The organism is Lysobacter luteus (assembly GCF_907164845.1).
In the GTDB taxonomy this organism is placed as follows: domain Bacteria; phylum Pseudomonadota; class Gammaproteobacteria; order Xanthomonadales; family Xanthomonadaceae; genus Novilysobacter; species Novilysobacter luteus.
The window spans coordinates 987229-1004094 of sequence record NZ_OU015430.1 but is presented as its reverse complement, the minus strand read 5'-3'; the positions used below and the strand labels follow the sequence as shown (position 1 = coordinate 1004094).

Sequence of the window (16866 nt, the reverse complement as noted above, 5' to 3'; positions counted from 1 at the left end):
CTTACGAGTTCTTCAGGACGATTTCGTAGGCGACCACGCCGGCCTCGCGGCAGCGGTCGATCGCCTTTTCCAGGATTTCGAAGAACTCCTTGAGCAGGAACATCTGCAGCGGGTCGAGCTTGCCCGAGTAGATGTCCCGGTACAGCTCCAGCATCAGCCGGTCGGCCTCGTTCTCCAGCGCGCGCAGCTCGTCGCTGAGCGCCTTCATCTGGTCCAGCTTCATCTTCGGCAGCGCGCGGATCATCTTGACCACGACGCTGGCAGCCTGCTCCAGCATCGCCGCGCGCGGCGCGAAGTCGATGTGCTCCAGGTGCTGCAGCGCCATCGAGTAGCGGTCGGCGAACTTCTCGATCTGCTTGGGGATCTTGTACAGCGCCGAACCGAGCGCCTCGATGTCCTCGCGCTCGATCGGGGTGATGAAGCTGTCCACCAGCGCCTGGCTGATCTTGTCGGAGGCCTCGCGCTCGCGCTGGCGGGCGAGCTTGAACGCGTCCAGCGCGGGCTGGCGGTCGGTTCCCCGCAGCATTTCGTGCAGGGCCCTGGACGCGTCGTGGGCGGCCACCGCGGCCTCCTCGAGCAGCGTGTAGAACTGGTTACCTTGGCCGAACATGGTTTGCAGGGAAAACATCGGGATGACCTCGTCGTGCCGTGTCGGTACCGGACAGCAGGATTGGAAATGGAGGGGGATGGCATGGCCTACGGCGCACGCTGCCGGCGCGATTATGACGGTTTGGTGACGGATTCGCTCACCCGGGCTTCATCCGGGCGCTGGCGGGCCAGCTGATAACATCGGCCGGCGCCGCTTCCGGCGCGCCTGTTCCCCCGCCCCTCAATGGACGACGACCCAAGACCTCCGCCTGCCGGTTCCGCGCGGCACCCGCACTGCCCCACTCCGTCCCGGTCAGGAGCCGCCCCGTGCTCGAGCTGCTGATCGTCCTGGCCCTGATCGTCCTCAACGCGTTCTTCGCGATGTCGGAGATGGCGCTGGTGACCTCCCGCAAGCTGCGCCTCAAGCAGCTCGCCGAGGACACCACCGCGCCCAGCCGCGCGGCGCAGAAGGCGCTGGTGCTGGCCGAACACCCCGACAAGATGCTCTCCACCGTGCAGGTCGGCATCACCCTGATCGGCGTGTTGACCGGCCTGTTCGGTGGCGAGGCGATCGGCCTGATCATCTCCGGCTGGTTGCTCGGCGTGTGGCCTGCGGCCACCGAGTACGCACAGCCGATAGGCATCGGTACCGCGGTGGCGCTGATCACCGCCGCCCAGGTGATCTTCGGCGAACTGGTGCCCAAGCGGCTGGCGATCACCAATCCCGAGCGCATCGCCTGCGCGGTGGCGATCCCGCTGTCCGCACTGGCCTCCGCGGCCACTCCGATCGTCCTCGCACTGGGCGCGATCAACCGCGCCGTCCTGCGCCTGCTGGGCATCCGGGACGACGCGCGCACGGCGATCAGCGAAGAGGAGATCCGCATGCTGGTGAGCGAAAGCCACGAGCAGGGCGTGATCGACGCCGACGAGCGCAAGATGGTCAACCGCGTGCTTGGGCTGGGCGACCGGACCACCGACAGCCTGATGACCCCACGCACCCGCATCACCTGGCTGGACGCCGACGCGCCGCTCATCGACAACCTGGCGGTCATGCGCAGTTCGCCGTTCTCGCGCTTCCCGGTGTTGCGCGGCAGCGACCAGGACGTGGTCGGCGTGGTCGAGGCCAAGTCGCTGCTGCGCGCGCTGGCGCCGGGCGAGCCGATCGACCTGTTCGGCGACATGCGCGAGGCGCTGTTCGTGTCCGAGTCGACCCACGCAATGAAGCTGCTGGAGATCTTCCGCGAAGAGCAGCAGTCGCTCGCGCTTGTGGTCGACGAGTACGGCGACGTGACCGGCGTGGTTACGGTCAACGACGTGATGAGCGCGGTGATCGGCCGGGTGCAGTCCGGCGCGTCGGGGTCCGAGGGCTTCGAGGAGAGCGACTCGCCCGTGGTGGAACGCGCCGACGGCTCCTGGTTCATCGACGGCTCGCTGCACGTGGAGGACCTGCGCGAACTGCTGGGCGACAACGTCCCGGGGCAGGACGAACACGATTTCCACACCGCCGCCGGCATGGTGATCGCCCACTTCGGGCGCATCCCCAACGTCGGTGAGATGTTCTCGTGGCCGGGCTGGCGGATCGAAGTGGCCGACCTCGACGGTCCGCGCATCGACAAGCTGCTGCTGTACCGCGACGCTCCCGAAGACTCGAACGACGATGAAACCACCGGGTAGGTACGACCGCGAAACCCTCGCCGAAGCGGGCACCCGGTCCCTGCTCGACGCCTTCGCGGTCGGCAACCCCGACGAGGTGCTGCAGCTGGGCGACGTGTTCGCCGGCCTGGGCAAGCGGTCGTTCGGCATGCTGCTGTTCGTGACCACCCTGCCCGCCTTCATCCCGATCCCGGGCGTAGGCGGAGCCGTCAGCGGGCCGCTGGTGGTCCTGGTGGGTCTGCAGTTGCTGTTCGGGCTACGCAAGCCGTGGCTGCCGAAGTTCATCGCCCGTCGTGGGCCGCATCGTCACCTGATGGTGCGGTTCCGCAACCGCCTGTCACCGTGGCTTGCGCGGCTGGAACGCGTGGTCCGGCCGCGCGCCAGCGCCATGCTCGACTACCGCCCGGCCAGCGCGGTGACCGGGATGATGCTGATCCTGCTCGGCCTGCTGCTTTCGCTGCCGATCCCCTTCACCAACTTCGTGTTCGGTGGCCTGCTGCTGCTGTTCGCGTTTGCGTTGCTCGAGCGCGACGGCCGGTTGATGGCGATCGCCTGGATTGCCGGGGCGGCCGCCGTGGCGGTGTTCGGGGTGCTCTCCGGGCAGCTGGCGGCGATGGCGGCGCGCTGGGTCGACCTGCTGATCTGACAACGCGCACGCCGCCGTGCTCAGCCGCGGTCGAGCATCTTGTCCAGGGGCGAGCGCGGGGCCGGTGCCGGCAACGGCCGGTCGGCACGCAACTGCGCCATGAACGCCTCCAGCGGCATCGGCTGGCCCAGCCAGAAGCCCTGCGCCTGGTCGCAACCGCGCTCGCGCAGGAGCCCGTACTGGCCCTCCTTTTCGACGCCTTCGGCCACCACCGTGATGCCAAGCGAATGGGCCATCGCGATGATCGCCGTGGTCAGGGCGAGGTCGTCGGGGTCGCGCAGGATGTCGGCGACGAAGCTGCGGTCGATCTTCACCCCGTCCACCGGCACCCGGCGCAGGTGGCTCAACCCCGAGAATCCGGTGCCGAAGTCGTCCAGCCAGACCTTCACCCCCGTCTCGCGCAGGCGCGTCAGCAGCTTGTTGGCGAGGATCTCGTCGCCGATCACGGCGGTCTCGGTCAGCTCGATGTGCAGACGGGCGGGCTCCAGCCCGCTGTCGGCCAGGCAGGCGGCGACGACCTGCGGCAGGTCGCCGCTGCGCAGCTGGCGCGGGGACACGTTGACCGACACGAACAGCGGCGGGTCGCCCGCATGCGCCTGCGGCCACTGGATCGCATCGCGGCAGGCGGCACGCAGCACCTTGGGCCCGATCGACTCGATCAGTCCGCTCTGCTCGGCCACGTCGATGAACACCGACGGCGCGATCATGCCCAGCTCCGGGTGGCGCCAGCGCAGGAGGGCCTCGGCACCCACCATCCGTCCGTCCGACAGCCGGTGGATCGGCTGGTAGGCCAGGCTCAGCTCGCCACGGCCCCAGGCCTCGCGCAACTCCTGCTCCAGGTGCACGCGCCGCTCGACCGCCTGGTCCATGGCGCGGCTGTAGAAGCGGTAGCAGTTCTTGCCGGCCACCTTGGCCTGGTACATCGCGATGTCGCCGTTCTTCATCAGCGACGTAGCGCTTTCGGCATCGTCCGGGAACAGGCTGATGCCGATCGACGTACCCAGGAACACCTGCCGCCCCTGCAGCGACAGCGGCGCCCCGAGGGCGGTGACCAGCGCCTCCGCCAAACGCGCGGCCACGGCCCGGGCATGGCCGGCCTGGCCGGCGGCCGGATCGCTCTCGACGAGGATCACGAACTCGTCGCCGCCGAACCGCGCCAGCATCGCGCCGTCGCCGCCGAGCCGGTCGACCACCATGCGGATGCGCTGTGCGAACTGCAGCAGCACCTCGTCGCCGACGTCGTGGCCAAGGGTGTCGTTGATGCGCTTGAAGTCGTCGATATCGGCAAACAGCAGCGCCAGCTCGCGGCTGCCACCGTGCAGGCTCAGCAGGTGGTGGTCCAGCGCCTCGCGGAACGCAAGCCGGTTGGCCAGGCCCGTCAACGCGTCGGTGTAGGCCATCCGGCGGATATCGCGGTCATGCCGGACCACGCTCTCGCGCATCCGGCCAAACGCACGCATCAGATCGCCCAGCTCGTCGGACCGCACGCGGGACGGCAACCGCCGGTCATCGCTCGCGCCCGGTTCGAACTGCCCCGCCTCGATCTCGCGCGCGGCATCGGCCAGGGCGCGGATCGGCTGCACCAGCGTGCGGCGGACCATCCACGAAACGGCGGCCCCGAGCACCAGCAACGCGAAGCCGAACGAAACCAGCCAGGCGAGGTTGCGCCGTCCGAGGTCGGCGAGGCGTCCGCGCAGGTCGCCGATGGCGCCCTCCTGCGCCGCCTGGATGGCGCCCAGGTCATAACCGACCCGGATGCCGCCGATGCGCTCGCTGCCGATCGTCACCGGCGTGGACACGTCCATGATCGACTCGCCGAACTGTGCGTGGACACTACGGGCGTTCATCGCCTCGTAGGCAAAGGCGTCGGCCATCGGCTCGCCATAGCCGCGGATCTCGTCGGTGCCGTCGTGCAGCACCTGGCCATTGGCGTCGAACACCAGCACGTAGCGCGTGTCGGGCTGCCGCAGCGTGGTCTGGACCAGCGCGCCGATAGCGTCGAGATCGAAGTAGTACATCGGGTTGGCGAGCGACTCGGCCAGCTGCGCCACCGTGCCCTCACCCCGCCGCTGCAGACTCTCGCTGGCCATCGTGCCCATCGCGTCGCGGCTGAGGTCTTCCACCTCGTCCTGCATGCGGTGCTGGCGGTGCAGCAGCATCCCGACCAGCACAGTGACGCCCAGCAGCGCGCCGGCCATGACCAGCAGGAACTGTGCATGCAGGCCGGGACGCAGCTTCATTCGACCTCCGCCCGCACCCGCGCCACGCCGGTCTGCATCCGCCTCAACGCCTGTTCGGACGCGGGGTCGATCGGCAGGAAGCGCGTGGTCTGGAAGAACCGCAGCATCGCCTCCCGCGCGGCCGGGTCGGCGGCGGCTTCGACCAGCACCTGCTGCAGCCGGGCGCGCACCCGGGGGTCCATGTCGTGGCGCACCAGCTCGACCGCGCGCGGGTAGTCGTCGGTCCGGCCGATGACCACCAGGTCTGTCTTGAAGGCGGGCGGCATGCGCCTGGGGTTGATCCAGTCGAGGTTGCTCATCACCCCCGCATCGACCAGCTCCTTGTGCACCCAGGTGGCGATGTTGAGCTCGGAGCGCGCGAACACGTAGCCCACCGCTGCGGTCTCGATCCGGTCAACCGGCGAGAGCAGGATCTCCAGCTCGATGCCGTTGGCCAGCAGCTCGCCGGCGGGCGCGAAATAGGCACTGGTGGACGACGGGCGCTGGAAGGCGATCCGGCGACCGCGCAGGTCCTCGAGGGTATCGATGCCGCTGTCGCGGCGGGCGAAGAACACGCTGTGGTAGTGGCTGGTGCCGTCTCTCTCGGTCACCAGCAACGGCTCGGCGCCGGCGCGCTCGCGCAGCAGCATGCCGGTGCCGGCGGTCTCGGTGACCCAATCGACCCGGCCACGCCGCAGGTAGCTGGCCATCTGCTGGGAATCGCGCGCCATCAGGATGCGGCCTTCGCGGATGCCGACGTCGGCCATCCGCGGAACCACGTAATCCAGCAGCGGCTCGAGCTGTTCGTAGTGCGTATGCGGGTCGTCGCTTATGCGCCCGAGCACCAGCACGCCATCGTCCGCGGCGGACGCCGGCCCAACGCACGAAAATGCGGCGAGCAGCAGGAAAGCCAGGCTGCACAGGCGGACGGTCAAGACGGAACCCCAGGGACGCCCCTGACAAAGGGCACCGCGGCAGACTAATTCAAACGCAGGTCCGCCGATACTGCCCCGTCCGGACAGCTCAGCTGCGCCGGGCCAGCATCGCCATCCGCTGTGCGTCGGACAGGATGCCGCGCAGCAGCCGCACCTCGCGCTCGTCCATGTCAGCCCGCAGGAACAGGCGCCGCAGCTTGCGCATCGCCGATTCAGGCGCGCGCCCCTTGTGGAAGTCGATCTCGTCGAGGGTTTCGGCCAGTTGGCCGAACAATCCCTCCAGTTGCGCGTGCGAGGCCGGCGGGTCGCGCGGCTCGGTGGGCGGAGCCGGGGCTGCACCGGCCAGCAGCGCCAGGCGCAATTCGTAGGCCAGTACCTGGACGGCGGCGGCAAGGTTGAGCGAGCTGTAGTCCGGATTGGCGGGGATGTGGACGGCCGCGTGGCACAGCTGCAGCTCCTCGTTTTCCAGTCCCGTGCGCTCGCGCCCGAACACCAGCGCCACCTCCGCGCCGCCGGTCGCGGTGGCGACCGCGCGGGTCGCGGCGTCGCGCGGCAGCAGTTCCTCCAGCGCGACCCGCCGGCTGCGGGCCGTACAACCCAGGACCAGCCGGCAGTCGGCGACCGCCTCGGCCAAGGTGTCGTGCCGGGCAGCGCCTTCCAGCACATCGTCCGCGCCAGCTGCCAGCGCCGATGACTCGGCATTGGGCGACTTTTCGGGGGCGACCAGGACCAGCCGCGCCAGTCCCATGGTCTTGAGCGCGCGGGCGGCCGAGCCGATGTTGCCGGGGTGCTGGGTGCCGACCAGCACGATCCGCAGCCGGAGTGCGGCATCCGGGCCGCGGGTTGCTCGGGCGGGCGCTCCGGCCTCGTACGGGGTCGCTTCGGTGTTCATCGGGCAATGGTAAACTGCGCGGCCGGCCACGACTCCGTCGTGCCATCGCCGGCCCGCTCTTTCCCCCCGCCAGCCCTTCCCCCACCTCCCTCGAGGCCGTTCGCCATGCAGAAACCCGCCGTCACCCTCATGGTCAAGGCCGCTCGCGCCGCCGGCAACGTGCTGCTGCGGCACATGTACAAGCTCGATGCGCTGAACGTGGTGGAGAAGGACCGCATGGACTTCGCCAGCGAAGTCGATGGCCTGGCCGAGAAGGAGATCATCAAGGAATTCCGCCGCTCAACCCCCGATTACGCGATCCTCGGCGAGGAAGGCGGTTCGGTGAAGTCCAAGGTCGGCAGCCGGTTCACCTGGGTGATAGACCCGCTGGATGGCACCAGCAACTACCTCCGTGGCATCCCGCACTTCTGCGTGTCCATCGCGCTTGTCGAGAACGGCGAACCGGTCCATGGCGTGATCTTCGACCCGTTGCGCAACGAGCTCTTCACCAGCAGCCGCGGCAGCGGCACCACCCTCAATGACAAGCGCGTGCGCGTGGCCGACCGCAAGGACCTGGACGGCGCGATGGTGCTGACCGGCTTCCCGCCGCGCGAGCGCAAGCGCGCAAGCGCACAGCTCAAGTGTGTCGACACGCTGCTGGTCGAGATCGAGGACATCCGCCGCACCGGCTCGGCCGCCCTCGACCTGGCCTACGTCGCCTGCGGCCGCGCGGACGCGTACTTCGAAGCCGGCGTGAAGCCGTGGGACATCGCCGCCGGCGCCCTGATGGTGCGCGAGGCCGGTGGCAAGGTCTCCGACTTCCGTGGCCGCACGACCGGCCCGATGGATGCGCGCGGCGTCGATGGCCGTCCGTTGCTGGCGGGCAACATCAAAGTGGCCGAGCTGCTGCAGCAGCGGATCGTCAACACCGGCTACGCCAGCGCCTTCGACTGAGACCTGGCGACACCCGCCCATGAAAAAGGCCGCGTTGGACGCGGCCTTTTTCGTACCTGTGAACCTGCAGGCCGGTCAGGGACGACGCGCAAGCGCCGCCTCGTCCTTGGCCTTGGGCAGAAGGTCCTGCTTGGTGACCTTGAGGAAGCCCAGCGTCAGCAACGGCGAGGCGATCAGGATCGAGGACAGGGTGCCGACGACCACGCCGATCATCTGCGCCTCGGCCATGCCCTTGAGCGAACCGCCGCCGTAGAGGTACAGCGCCAGCACCGCCAGGAACGCCACGAACGAGGTGATAACCGTGCGCGACAGGGTCTGGTTGATCGATGCGTTGATGATCGCGTCCGGGTCGGCCCGCATCGAGCGGAAGTTGTCGCGGATGCGGTCGAACACCACGATGGTGTCGTTGATCGAGAAGCCCAGCACGGCCAGCACGCCGGCCAGCACCGTCAGGTCGAACTCGTGCCCGGTCAGCGAGAACCAGCCCAGCACGATGGTTACGTCCTGCAGCGAGGTGATCACCGCCGCGATCGCGAACTTCTTCTCGAACCGGAACGAGATGTAGATCAGGAAGCCGACGACGACGAAGATCACCGCCCAGATGCCGTTGAGCGCGAGGTCGCGACCGACCTGCGGGCCAACGAAGTCGCTGCGCACCACAGTGCCCGGGTTGTCGGGGGTCGACACCGCGCGGGTGATCTGCGCGGCGGCCTCCGCGTTGGCGGCGATGTTGTCCTCGCCATCCTCCACGCCGTCGAGTTGCATGCGCACGAGCAGATCGTTGCCTGACCCGAACGAGATCACCTGCGCGTCGCCGAAACCGGCCTCGGCCAGGCGGCCGCGGGCGTCCTCGATGTCGACGGGCTGGGCGAAACGCAGCTCGGTCACCGTGCCACCGGTGAAGTCCAGCGCGAAGTTGAAGCCGCGGGTGGCGATCGACCCGAGCGACACGAGGGTCAGCGCGATCGCCACGGCGAACGCCACCCACTTCACCCGGAGGAAGTTGATCCGCGGTTCGGCCGGGAAAATGGTCAAAGGTTTCATGTTCGGTTCCCGTCAGATCGCGATGGACTTGAGTTTCTTGCGCCAGCCGTAGATCAGCGTGGCCATCGCGCGCGACCCGGACACCGCGGTGTACATCGAGGTGATGATGCCGACGATCAGCGACACCGCGAAGCCCTTGACCGGGCCGGTGCCGAACGCGAACAGCGCTACACCGGCCAGAATCGCGGTGAGGTTGGCGTCCATGATCGTGCCGGTGGCCTTCTCGTAGCCGGTCGCGATCGCGGTCTTGGGCGGCATGCCCGCGCGCAACTCCTCGCGTATGCGCTCGTTGATCAGCACGTTGGCGTCGACCGACAGCGCCACCGTCAATGCGATACCGGCCAGGCCCGGCAAGGTCAGGGTGGCGCCGAACAGCGACATCACCGCGACCAGCATCAGGATGTTGAGCAGCAGCGCGGCGCAGGTGATCAGGCCGAACATGCGGTAGTACACGAGGAAGAACAGCAGCGCGAACGCGAAGGCGAAGACCACCGCGGTCAGGCCGCGCTCGATGTTCTCCTTGCCCAGGCTCGGGCCGACCACGCGCTCTTCGACGAAGTCCATCGGCGCGGCAAGCGAACCCGAGCGCAGCAGCAGCGCCAGGTCGGCCGCTTCCTTGGCGCTGTCCAGGCCGGTGGTCTGGAACTCCTTGCTGAAGACGCCGTTGATGGTGGCGACCGAGATCACCTCCTCGCTGACGCGGGTGGTCCGGACTTCCTCGCCGTTGACCATCCGCACCTCGGGGATGCGCTCGATGTACACCACCGCCATCGGCTTTCCGACGTTCTGGCTGGTGAAGTCGAACATCCGCTGGCCGCCCGAGGCGTCCAGGCGCACCGACACCGACGGCGTGCCAGTCTGCGGGTCCATGCCGGAGGTGGCGCCGATCAGCTGGTCACCCGAGGCGATCACGCGCTTGTTGAGCAGGATCGGGATCGGCTTGCCGTCCGGGCCCAGCTCCTTGCGGTAGTACACCTTGGCCTGCGGCGGCACGTTGCCGGTGGCGACGGCGTCATAGGCGTTGCCTTCCAGCGCCGCGCGGTATTCGAGGGTGGCGGTCGCGCCGATCAGGCGCTTGGCCTCGGCGGTGTCCTGCACGCCGGCCAATTCGACCACGATGCGGTCACTGCCCTGCCGCTGGATCAGCGGCTCGGACACACCCAGCGCGTTGATGCGGTTGCGCAGGGTGCCGAGGTTCTGCTCCAGCGCGGCGGTCGCCATGCGTTGCAACTCGGCATCCGGGATCGAGAGCGTGATCACGCGACCCTCGGCGTCCATCGCGAGCGCCGGTTGGCTGGTCGCGATCTGCTGGCGCGCCTTGTCCACGTCGGAAGCGTTCGCGAGGGTGATCACGATGCGGTTGTCGGGGCGGCGCGAGACCGACTCGTAGCGGATGCGCGCATCACGCAGTACCACCCGCGCATCCTCGACGATCGCGGTGAGGTGCTTGTCGAGCGCGGCGGCCTGGTCGACCTGCATCAGGAAGTGCACGCCGCCCTGCAGGTCCAGGCCGAGCGACATGCCCTGCGCGCCAAGCGCGGTCAGCCAGTCGGGAACGGTGGAGGCGAGGTTGAGCGCGGACACGTAGTCGCTGCCCAGTACCTGCTCCAGCGCGTCGGATGCCTTGGTCTGCGCATCGGGGCTGGGCAGCCGGACCAGCACGTTGTCCCCACCCAGCTCGACCGACTTGACCGGCACGCCGGCCGATTCGAGGGTCGTCTCGATGCGCTCGACGAGCGCGGCATCGACCGGGGCACCGCGGCTGGCGGTGACCTGGACGGAGGGATCCTTCTGGTACAGGTTGGGCAACGCGTACAGCGTGCTCAACAGAATGGCGAGCACCAGTACGACGTATTTCCAGCGCGCATAAGTCAGCATCGATTGCCCCTGCGGCAGCTCCCCGGCCGCCGTGCGTCAAATGGTTTGGAGACGGCTCAGGCCGACTTCAAGGTGCCCTTGGGCAGGACGTTGCCGATCGCGCCCTTTTGCACGCGGATGCGCACGTTGTCGGCGATCTCTACCGTGAGGAAGTTGTCGCCCAGGTCGACCACGGTGCCGGCGATGCCGCCGTTGGTCAGCACTTCGTCGCCGCGCGACAGCTTCTCGAGCATGGCCTTGTGCTCCTTGGCGCGCTTCATCTGCGGGCGGATCATCAGGAAGTACATCACGCCGATCAGCAGGATCGGGAACAGCAGCGACATGCCGAAGCCGCCCGGCTGGGCCGCGGTCTGCGCATGGGCGGGGGCAATCAGGAGGTCGAGCAGGTTCATGTCGGTTTCCGGAGGGGCTGAAAATAGCCGGGGATTATGCCACGGGGCGCGTCCGGCCCCTTTGCCGGCGCTGGCGCGGCCGCTCAGCCGGCCGCGCGGGCCTTGGCCGCATGGAAGGACTCGCGGAAGGCGGCGAAGGTTCCCCGCGCGATGGCCTCGCGCATGTCGGCCATCAACCGCTGGTAGTGGCGCAGGTTGTGCAGCGTGCCCAGCATCGGCCCCAGCATCTCGTTGCAGCGGTCCAGGTGGCGCAGGTAGCTGCGGCTGAACCCGCCCGCGCAGGCGTGGCAGTCGCAGCCTTCCTCGATCGGGCGGAGGTCTTTCTCGTACCTGGCGTTGCGGATGCGCACGACGCCGTCGCGGGTGAAGAAATGGCCGTTGCGCGCATTGCGGGTCGGCATCACGCAATCGAACATGTCGACCCCGCGCGCGACGGCCTCGACGAGGTCTTCGGGTCGCCCGACGCCCATCAGGTAACGCGGCCGGTCGGCCGGCAACTGAGGGGTGGTGTGCTCGAGCATCGCGTTTCGCTCGGCCTCGGGCTCGCCTACGGCCAGCCCGCCAATCGCGTAGCCGTCGAACCCGATGTCCTTCAGCGCGTCGGCCGAACGGGTCCGCAGTTCACGGTGCACGCCGCCCTGGACGATGCCGAACAGCGCCGCGTCGTTGCCCTCGTGGGCACGCCGCGAGCGTGCGGCCCAGCGCAGGCTCAGTTCCATGGAGGCACGCGCGACCTCCTCCGTCGCCGGATACGGGGTGCACTCGTCGAAGATCATCACGATGTCAGACCCGAGCACCTTCTGGATACGCATGCTCTCCTCGGGGCCGAGGAACACCCGGCTGCCGTCGGTCGGCGCGGCGAAGGTGACGCCTTCCTCGGTGATCCTGCGCTTGTGCGCCAGCGAGAACACCTGGAAGCCGCCGGAGTCGGTCAGGATCGGGCGGTCCCAGCGCTCGAAGCCGTGCAGCCCGCCGTGCGCCTCGATCACCTCAAGCCCCGGCCGCAGGTACAGGTGGAACGTGTTGCCGAGGATGATCTCGGCGCCCAGTTGCTCCACCTGGGTAGGCAGCACGCCCTTGACCGACCCGTAGGTGCCGACCGGCATGAACGCGGGCGTCTCGACCGTGCCCCGCGGGAAGGTCAGCCGGCCGCGGCGGGCGGCACCGTCGGTGCACAGCAACTGGAACGACATCCGGCTCATGCGGCCGGCTCCGGGAACAGCAGCATGGCGTCACCGTAGGAGAAGAACCGGTAGCCGGCGGCGATGGCGTGGTCGTACGCGGCAAAGACCCGGTCCTTGCCGGCGAACGCGGAAACCATCATCAGCAGCGTGCTTTCCGGAAGGTGGAAATTGGTGACCATCGCGTCGACCGAGCGGATCCGGTAACCGGGGAGGATGAAAAGCCGGCTTTCCCCCTCGAACGGCCGCAGCTCCCCGTCGGGATTGGCGTCGGTGGGCTGCATCGCCGACTCCAGCGCCCGCACGACGGTGGTGCCGACGGCGATGACGCGGCCGCCGGCCGCACGGGTACGGCGCACCTGCTCGACCAGCGCCGCGCCGACGTTGATCCACTCGCTGTGCATCACGTGCTCGGACAGGTCGTCGACCCGGACAGGCTGGAACGTACCGGCCCCGACATGCAGCGTGACGTGGCCTGATTGCACACCACGCGCGGCCAGGGCGTCCAGCAACGGCTGGTCGAAATGCAGTCCCGCGGTCGGCGCGGCGACCGCACCGGCCTGTCGCGCGAACACGGTCTGGTAGCGCTCGGCGTCGTCCGCGCCAGGTTCGCGCTGGATGTAGGGCGGCAACGGCAGCCGGCCGGCGTGCTCCAGCCAGGCCTCCAGGCCCTCGGCCACGTGGAAGCGCAGGTGGAAGAACTCGCCGTCCCGGCCCAGTACTTCGGCCTCGCCGCCGGCGTCCAGCGCGATCCGCGCACCGGGCTTGGGCGTCTTGCTGACGCCCAGCTGGGCACGCGCCTCGCCATCGCCGAGCAGCCGCTCGACCAGGATCTCGACGCGGCCGCCGGTCTGTTTGCTGCCGAACAGGCGTGCCGGGATCACCCGGGTGTCGTTGAACACCAGCAGGTCACCCGGCGCCAACAGGGCCGGCAGCTCATGGAACACATGGTCGGCGAAGGGGGCAGGCGCGGGCGGTACGACCAGCAGGCGGCTGGCGGACCGCCGGGCCAGCGGTGCCTGGGCGATCAGGGCCGGCGGCAGCTCGTAGCGGAAATCGGATTTCTTCAAGGTGGGGCTTCTTGCTGGGTCGATACACGTCGGCGCTGGCGCGACGGAACGGCACAGTGTACGGGCGCCGGGGGTTATCCCGGCATTGGCCGCGTGATAGAATCACGCAACTGATTGATTAGAAACAGGAAACGCTGGATCGCAGGATTTTTCGCGGGCTGTTGCCGCGCATTTTTGTTTGCGGCGTTTCCGAACAAGGAGGCCCCACCCGATGTCCAGCACTGCCCACGACAACGCCTTCGCGGCCAAGCTCGCGCCCCTGCGCGCCCACGCCGGCGAACGCCGTACGGTCGGCCTAGACGACGCCACCCTCGCCCGCTTTTCCGGGAATGCCGAACTGGCCGAAGCGGTCGATGCCGCCGTCGCCGAGTACGGACGGATCAAGGCCGGTGACCTGGGCCCGGATGTTGCCGACCTGCTGGATCTCGACGAGCGCGCGCAGGCCGAGGCCATCCAGGCCGCCTACGTCAACTTCTACCAGGACGATGCGGTTAACCCGTACGTCGCCCTCGCCGCCCGCGGCCCGTGGATCGTGACGTTGAAGGGCGCCGTGCTGCACGACTCCGGTGGCTACGGGATGCTCGGATTCGGCCATGCGCCGGCGCAGGTGATCGAGGCGATGGCGCGGCCGCAGGCGATGGCCAACATCATGACCCCGAGCGTCTCGCAGATGAGGTTCGCGCGGATGCTGCGCGAGGCGATCGGGATCGGCCGGGACTGCCCGTACAGCCACTTCCTGTGCCTCAACTCGGGCTCGGAGTCGGTCACTCTTGCCGCACGCATCGCCGACACCAACGCCAAGACCATGACCGACGAAGGCGGCCGCCACGCCGGTCGCAGCATCAAGCGGGTGGTGGTCAAGGGCGGTTTCCACGGCCGTACCGACCGTCCGGCGCTGTACTCCGACTCCACCCGCAAGACCTACCTGCAGCACCTGGCCAGCTACCGCGGCGAAGACAGCGTGATCGCGATCGAGCCGTATGACATCGATGCACTGCGCAAGGTCTTTGCCGATGCCGACGCGAACGGCTGGTTCATCGAGGCGATGTTCCTGGAGCCGGTGATGGGCGAAGGCGACCCGGGCCGCAGCGTCCCGGTCGAGTTCTACAACGCGGCCCGCAAGCTGACCAAGGACCACGGCTCGCTGCTGCTGGTCGACTCGATCCAGGCCGGTCTGCGCGCCAACGGCGTGCTGTCGATCATCGACTACCCCGGCTTCGAGAACGCCGAGGCGCCGGACATGGAGACCTACTCCAAGGCACTCAACGCCGGCCAGTATCCGCTGTCGGTGCTTGCCGTCGGCGAGCGCGCGTCCAAGACCTACCGCAAGGGTCTGTACGGCAACACCATGACCACCAACCCGCGCGCGCTCGACACCGCATGCGCGGTGCTGTCGATGGTGACCCCGGACGTGCGGGAGAACATCCGCGCGCGCGGCGCGGAAGCGATCGAGAAGCTCGAGAAGCTCAAGGGCGAGCTCGGCGGCCTGATCACCAAGGTCCAGGGCACCGGGCTGCTGTTCTCGTGCGAGCTGTCGTCGGAATTCAAGTGCTACGGGGCGGGATCGACCGAGGAGTGGCTGCGCGAGCACGGCATCGGCGTGATCCACGGCGGCACCAACTCGCTGCGTTTCACCCCGACCTTTACCATGACCAGCGAAGAGCTGGACCTCCTGGTCGGGATGGTGGGCCGGGCCCTGAAGGAAGGCCCGCGCGCCAGCCAGGCCGCAGCCGCCTGACCGGACAGAGCTATGCGACAGGAAAAAGGCCGGGCAGTGTCCCGGCTTTTTTCATGGTGGGGGTCGGACAGGCGGCGCCTATCGATCCAATCCATCAGATCGAATGGAAGTCTTCGATAGAACGGGCCAATCTGGGGCCGGTGCGATCCCCCGCACCGCAACCAGGAGCCTCCGATGAGCAGTGACGACCCCAAGCGGCCCACAGGTTCAACCACCGGCAGCGGCGCCCCGGCGGCGAGCGATCGTAACTCGCTGACCATCGGACCCGACGGCCCCATCCTGCTGCACGACGTGCACTTCCTCGAGCAGATGGCGCACTTCAACCGCGAGAAGGTGCCCGAGCGCCAGCCGCACGCGAAGGGCGCCGGTGCCTTCGGCGTGTTCGAGACTACTGCCGATGTGTCGAGGTACACCAAGGCGGCGCTGTTCCAGCCGGGCGCGAAGACCGGGATGCTGGCGCGCTTCTCCACCGTCGCCGGCGAACAGGGCAGCCCGGACACCTGGCGCGACGTCCGCGGGTTCTCGCTGAAGTTCTATACCGACGAGGGCAATTACGACCTGGTCGGCAACAACACCCCGGTCTTCTTCGTGCGCGACCCGATGAAGTTCCCGCACTTCATCCGCAGCCAGAAGCGACTGCCCGACTCCGGCCTGCGCGACAACCACATGCAGTGGGACTTCTGGACGAACAATCCGGAGACCGCGCACCAGGTCACCTACCTCATGGGCATCCGCGGGCTGCCGCGCACCTGGCGCCATATGAACGGCTATGGCTCGCACACCTACATGTGGATCAACGCCGCCGGTGAGAGGTTCTGGGTCAAGTACCACTTCCATACCGAGCAGGGCATGGCGTTCTTCAGCAATGCCGAAGCCGCCGAGATGGCCGGTCGGGATGCCGACTTCCACCGCGGTGACCTGTTCAACGCGATCGCACGTGGCGACCACCCGAGCTGGAAGCTGTCGGTGCAGGTGATGCCGTACGCGGACGCGAAGGCGTACCGCTTCAACCCGTTCGACCTGACCAAGGTCTGGCCGCACGCGGACTACCCGCTGATCCCGGTCGGCCGGATGACGCTCAACCGCAACCCTGAAAACTTCTTCGCCCAGATCGAGCAAGCTGCGTTCTCGCCCGGCAACACGGTGCCGGGCATCGGCCTGTCGCCTGACAAGATGCTGCTGGGCCGGGCATTCGCCTACGCCGACGCACAGCGCAACCGGATCGGCACCAACTTCCACCAGTTACCGGTCAACCAGCCCAAGTGCCCGGTCAACACCTACATGTTCGACGGCCAGATGGCCTACCACCACAGTGGCAACGCGCCGGTGCACGCCACCAACAGCGGTGGCCGACCGTGGGCCGATCAAACGGGTGCGGTGGCGGACGGCTGGGAGGCCGACGGCGAGATGGTGCGCAGCGCATACACCCTGCACGCGGAGGACGACGACTTCGGCCAGCCCGGCACGCTGGTGCGCGAGGTGTTCGGCGATGCGGACCGCGACGCGCTGGTGGACCAGGTGTCCGGCAGCCTGCTGGGTGGCGTGCGCAGTCCGGTACTGGAGCGCGCATTCGAATACTGGAAGAACATCGACCCCGGGGTCGGCCAGCGGATCGAGGACAAGGTGCGCAAAGGGAGCGCGCCGATGCCAGCCGAGGGCATGGGCGAAGGCTGAAGCCAGGCGCCGCCGCCGGGCCT

At 68.3% G+C, this 16866-nt stretch carries 14 protein-coding genes; 5 read left to right on the top strand and 9 right to left on the bottom strand.

Going from position 1 to position 16866, the window contains the following annotated elements; translation table 11 throughout:
* Nucleotide 1: 1 nt before the first annotated feature.
* Nucleotides 2-628: a DUF47 domain-containing protein gene (locus KOD61_RS04720; protein ID WP_215219892.1), complete on the bottom strand. Its 627-nt coding sequence runs from the start codon at nucleotides 626-628 to the stop codon at nucleotides 2-4.
* Nucleotides 629-915: 287 nt separating this feature from the next.
* Between KOD61_RS04720 and KOD61_RS04715 the strand changes: the two genes are divergently transcribed.
* Nucleotides 916-2262 carry a hemolysin family protein gene (locus tag KOD61_RS04715; RefSeq protein ID WP_215219891.1) on the top strand — a complete coding sequence of 449 codons (1347 nt, stop codon included), beginning with the start codon at nucleotides 916-918 and terminating at the stop codon, nucleotides 2260-2262.
* Nucleotides 2246-2887, top strand: coding sequence for an exopolysaccharide biosynthesis protein (locus KOD61_RS04710; RefSeq protein ID WP_215219890.1), 642 nt, complete (start codon nucleotides 2246-2248; stop codon nucleotides 2885-2887). The genes KOD61_RS04715 and KOD61_RS04710 overlap by 17 nt, the downstream gene beginning before the upstream one ends.
* Nucleotides 2888-2907: 20 nt before the next feature.
* Here the strand turns inward: KOD61_RS04710 and KOD61_RS04705 are convergent, their stop codons facing one another.
* The 3 genes from KOD61_RS04705 to KOD61_RS04695 form a co-directional block, all read right to left on the bottom strand.
* The gene (locus tag KOD61_RS04705; protein ID WP_215219889.1) at nucleotides 2908-5127 is read right to left on the bottom strand and encodes a putative bifunctional diguanylate cyclase/phosphodiesterase; all 2220 of its coding nucleotides are present in this window, start codon (nucleotides 5125-5127) and stop codon (nucleotides 2908-2910) included.
* Nucleotides 5124-6041: a phosphate/phosphite/phosphonate ABC transporter substrate-binding protein gene (locus KOD61_RS04700; protein WP_215219888.1), complete on the bottom strand. Its 918-nt coding sequence runs from the start codon at nucleotides 6039-6041 to the stop codon at nucleotides 5124-5126. The genes KOD61_RS04705 and KOD61_RS04700 overlap by 4 nt, the downstream gene beginning before the upstream one ends.
* An 88-nt stretch (nucleotides 6042-6129) precedes the next feature.
* Nucleotides 6130-6933 (bottom strand): RNA methyltransferase, encoded by an 804-nt coding sequence (locus tag KOD61_RS04695; RefSeq protein WP_215219887.1) that lies wholly within the window; start codon nucleotides 6931-6933, stop codon nucleotides 6130-6132.
* Nucleotides 6934-7038: 105 nt separating this feature from the next.
* On the opposite strand from KOD61_RS04695, the gene KOD61_RS04690 reads away from it, so the two are divergent.
* A complete protein-coding gene (locus tag KOD61_RS04690) occupies nucleotides 7039-7866 on the top strand; it encodes an inositol monophosphatase family protein (RefSeq protein WP_215219886.1) in 828 nt (275 codons plus the stop codon).
* Between the two features lie 75 nt (nucleotides 7867-7941).
* Here KOD61_RS04690 and secF read toward each other — a convergent pair whose 3' ends face one another.
* From secF to queA, 5 genes are all read right to left on the bottom strand, one after another.
* The gene (gene secF, locus KOD61_RS04685) at nucleotides 7942-8910 is read right to left on the bottom strand and encodes a protein translocase subunit SecF (protein WP_215219885.1); all 969 of its coding nucleotides are present in this window, start codon (nucleotides 8908-8910) and stop codon (nucleotides 7942-7944) included.
* Nucleotides 8911-8922: 12 nt separating this feature from the next.
* The gene (gene secD, locus KOD61_RS04680; RefSeq protein WP_215219884.1) at nucleotides 8923-10788 is read right to left on the bottom strand and encodes a protein translocase subunit SecD; all 1866 of its coding nucleotides are present in this window, start codon (nucleotides 10786-10788) and stop codon (nucleotides 8923-8925) included.
* 56 nt (nucleotides 10789-10844) lie between these two features.
* Nucleotides 10845-11180 (bottom strand): preprotein translocase subunit YajC, encoded by a 336-nt coding sequence (gene yajC / locus KOD61_RS04675; protein WP_215219883.1) that lies wholly within the window; start codon nucleotides 11178-11180, stop codon nucleotides 10845-10847.
* Nucleotides 11181-11263: 83 nt separating this feature from the next.
* The gene (gene tgt / locus KOD61_RS04670; protein ID WP_215219882.1) at nucleotides 11264-12382 is read right to left on the bottom strand and encodes a tRNA guanosine(34) transglycosylase Tgt; all 1119 of its coding nucleotides are present in this window, start codon (nucleotides 12380-12382) and stop codon (nucleotides 11264-11266) included.
* The gene (gene queA / locus KOD61_RS04665; RefSeq protein ID WP_215219881.1) at nucleotides 12379-13431 is read right to left on the bottom strand and encodes a tRNA preQ1(34) S-adenosylmethionine ribosyltransferase-isomerase QueA; all 1053 of its coding nucleotides are present in this window, start codon (nucleotides 13429-13431) and stop codon (nucleotides 12379-12381) included. The genes tgt and queA overlap by 4 nt, the downstream gene beginning before the upstream one ends.
* Nucleotides 13432-13642: 211 nt before the next feature.
* On the opposite strand from queA, the gene KOD61_RS04660 reads away from it, so the two are divergent.
* Both KOD61_RS04660 and KOD61_RS04655 read left to right on the top strand, forming a co-directional pair.
* Complete coding sequence (locus KOD61_RS04660; protein ID WP_215219880.1) at nucleotides 13643-15169, top strand: aminotransferase class III-fold pyridoxal phosphate-dependent enzyme; 1527 nt, start codon at nucleotides 13643-13645, stop codon at nucleotides 15167-15169.
* Nucleotides 15170-15343: 174 nt separating this feature from the next.
* Entirely contained in the window at nucleotides 15344-16843 is a 1500-nt protein-coding gene (locus tag KOD61_RS04655) for a catalase (RefSeq protein ID WP_215219879.1), read from the top strand.
* Nucleotides 16844-16866: the final 23 nt, after the last annotated feature.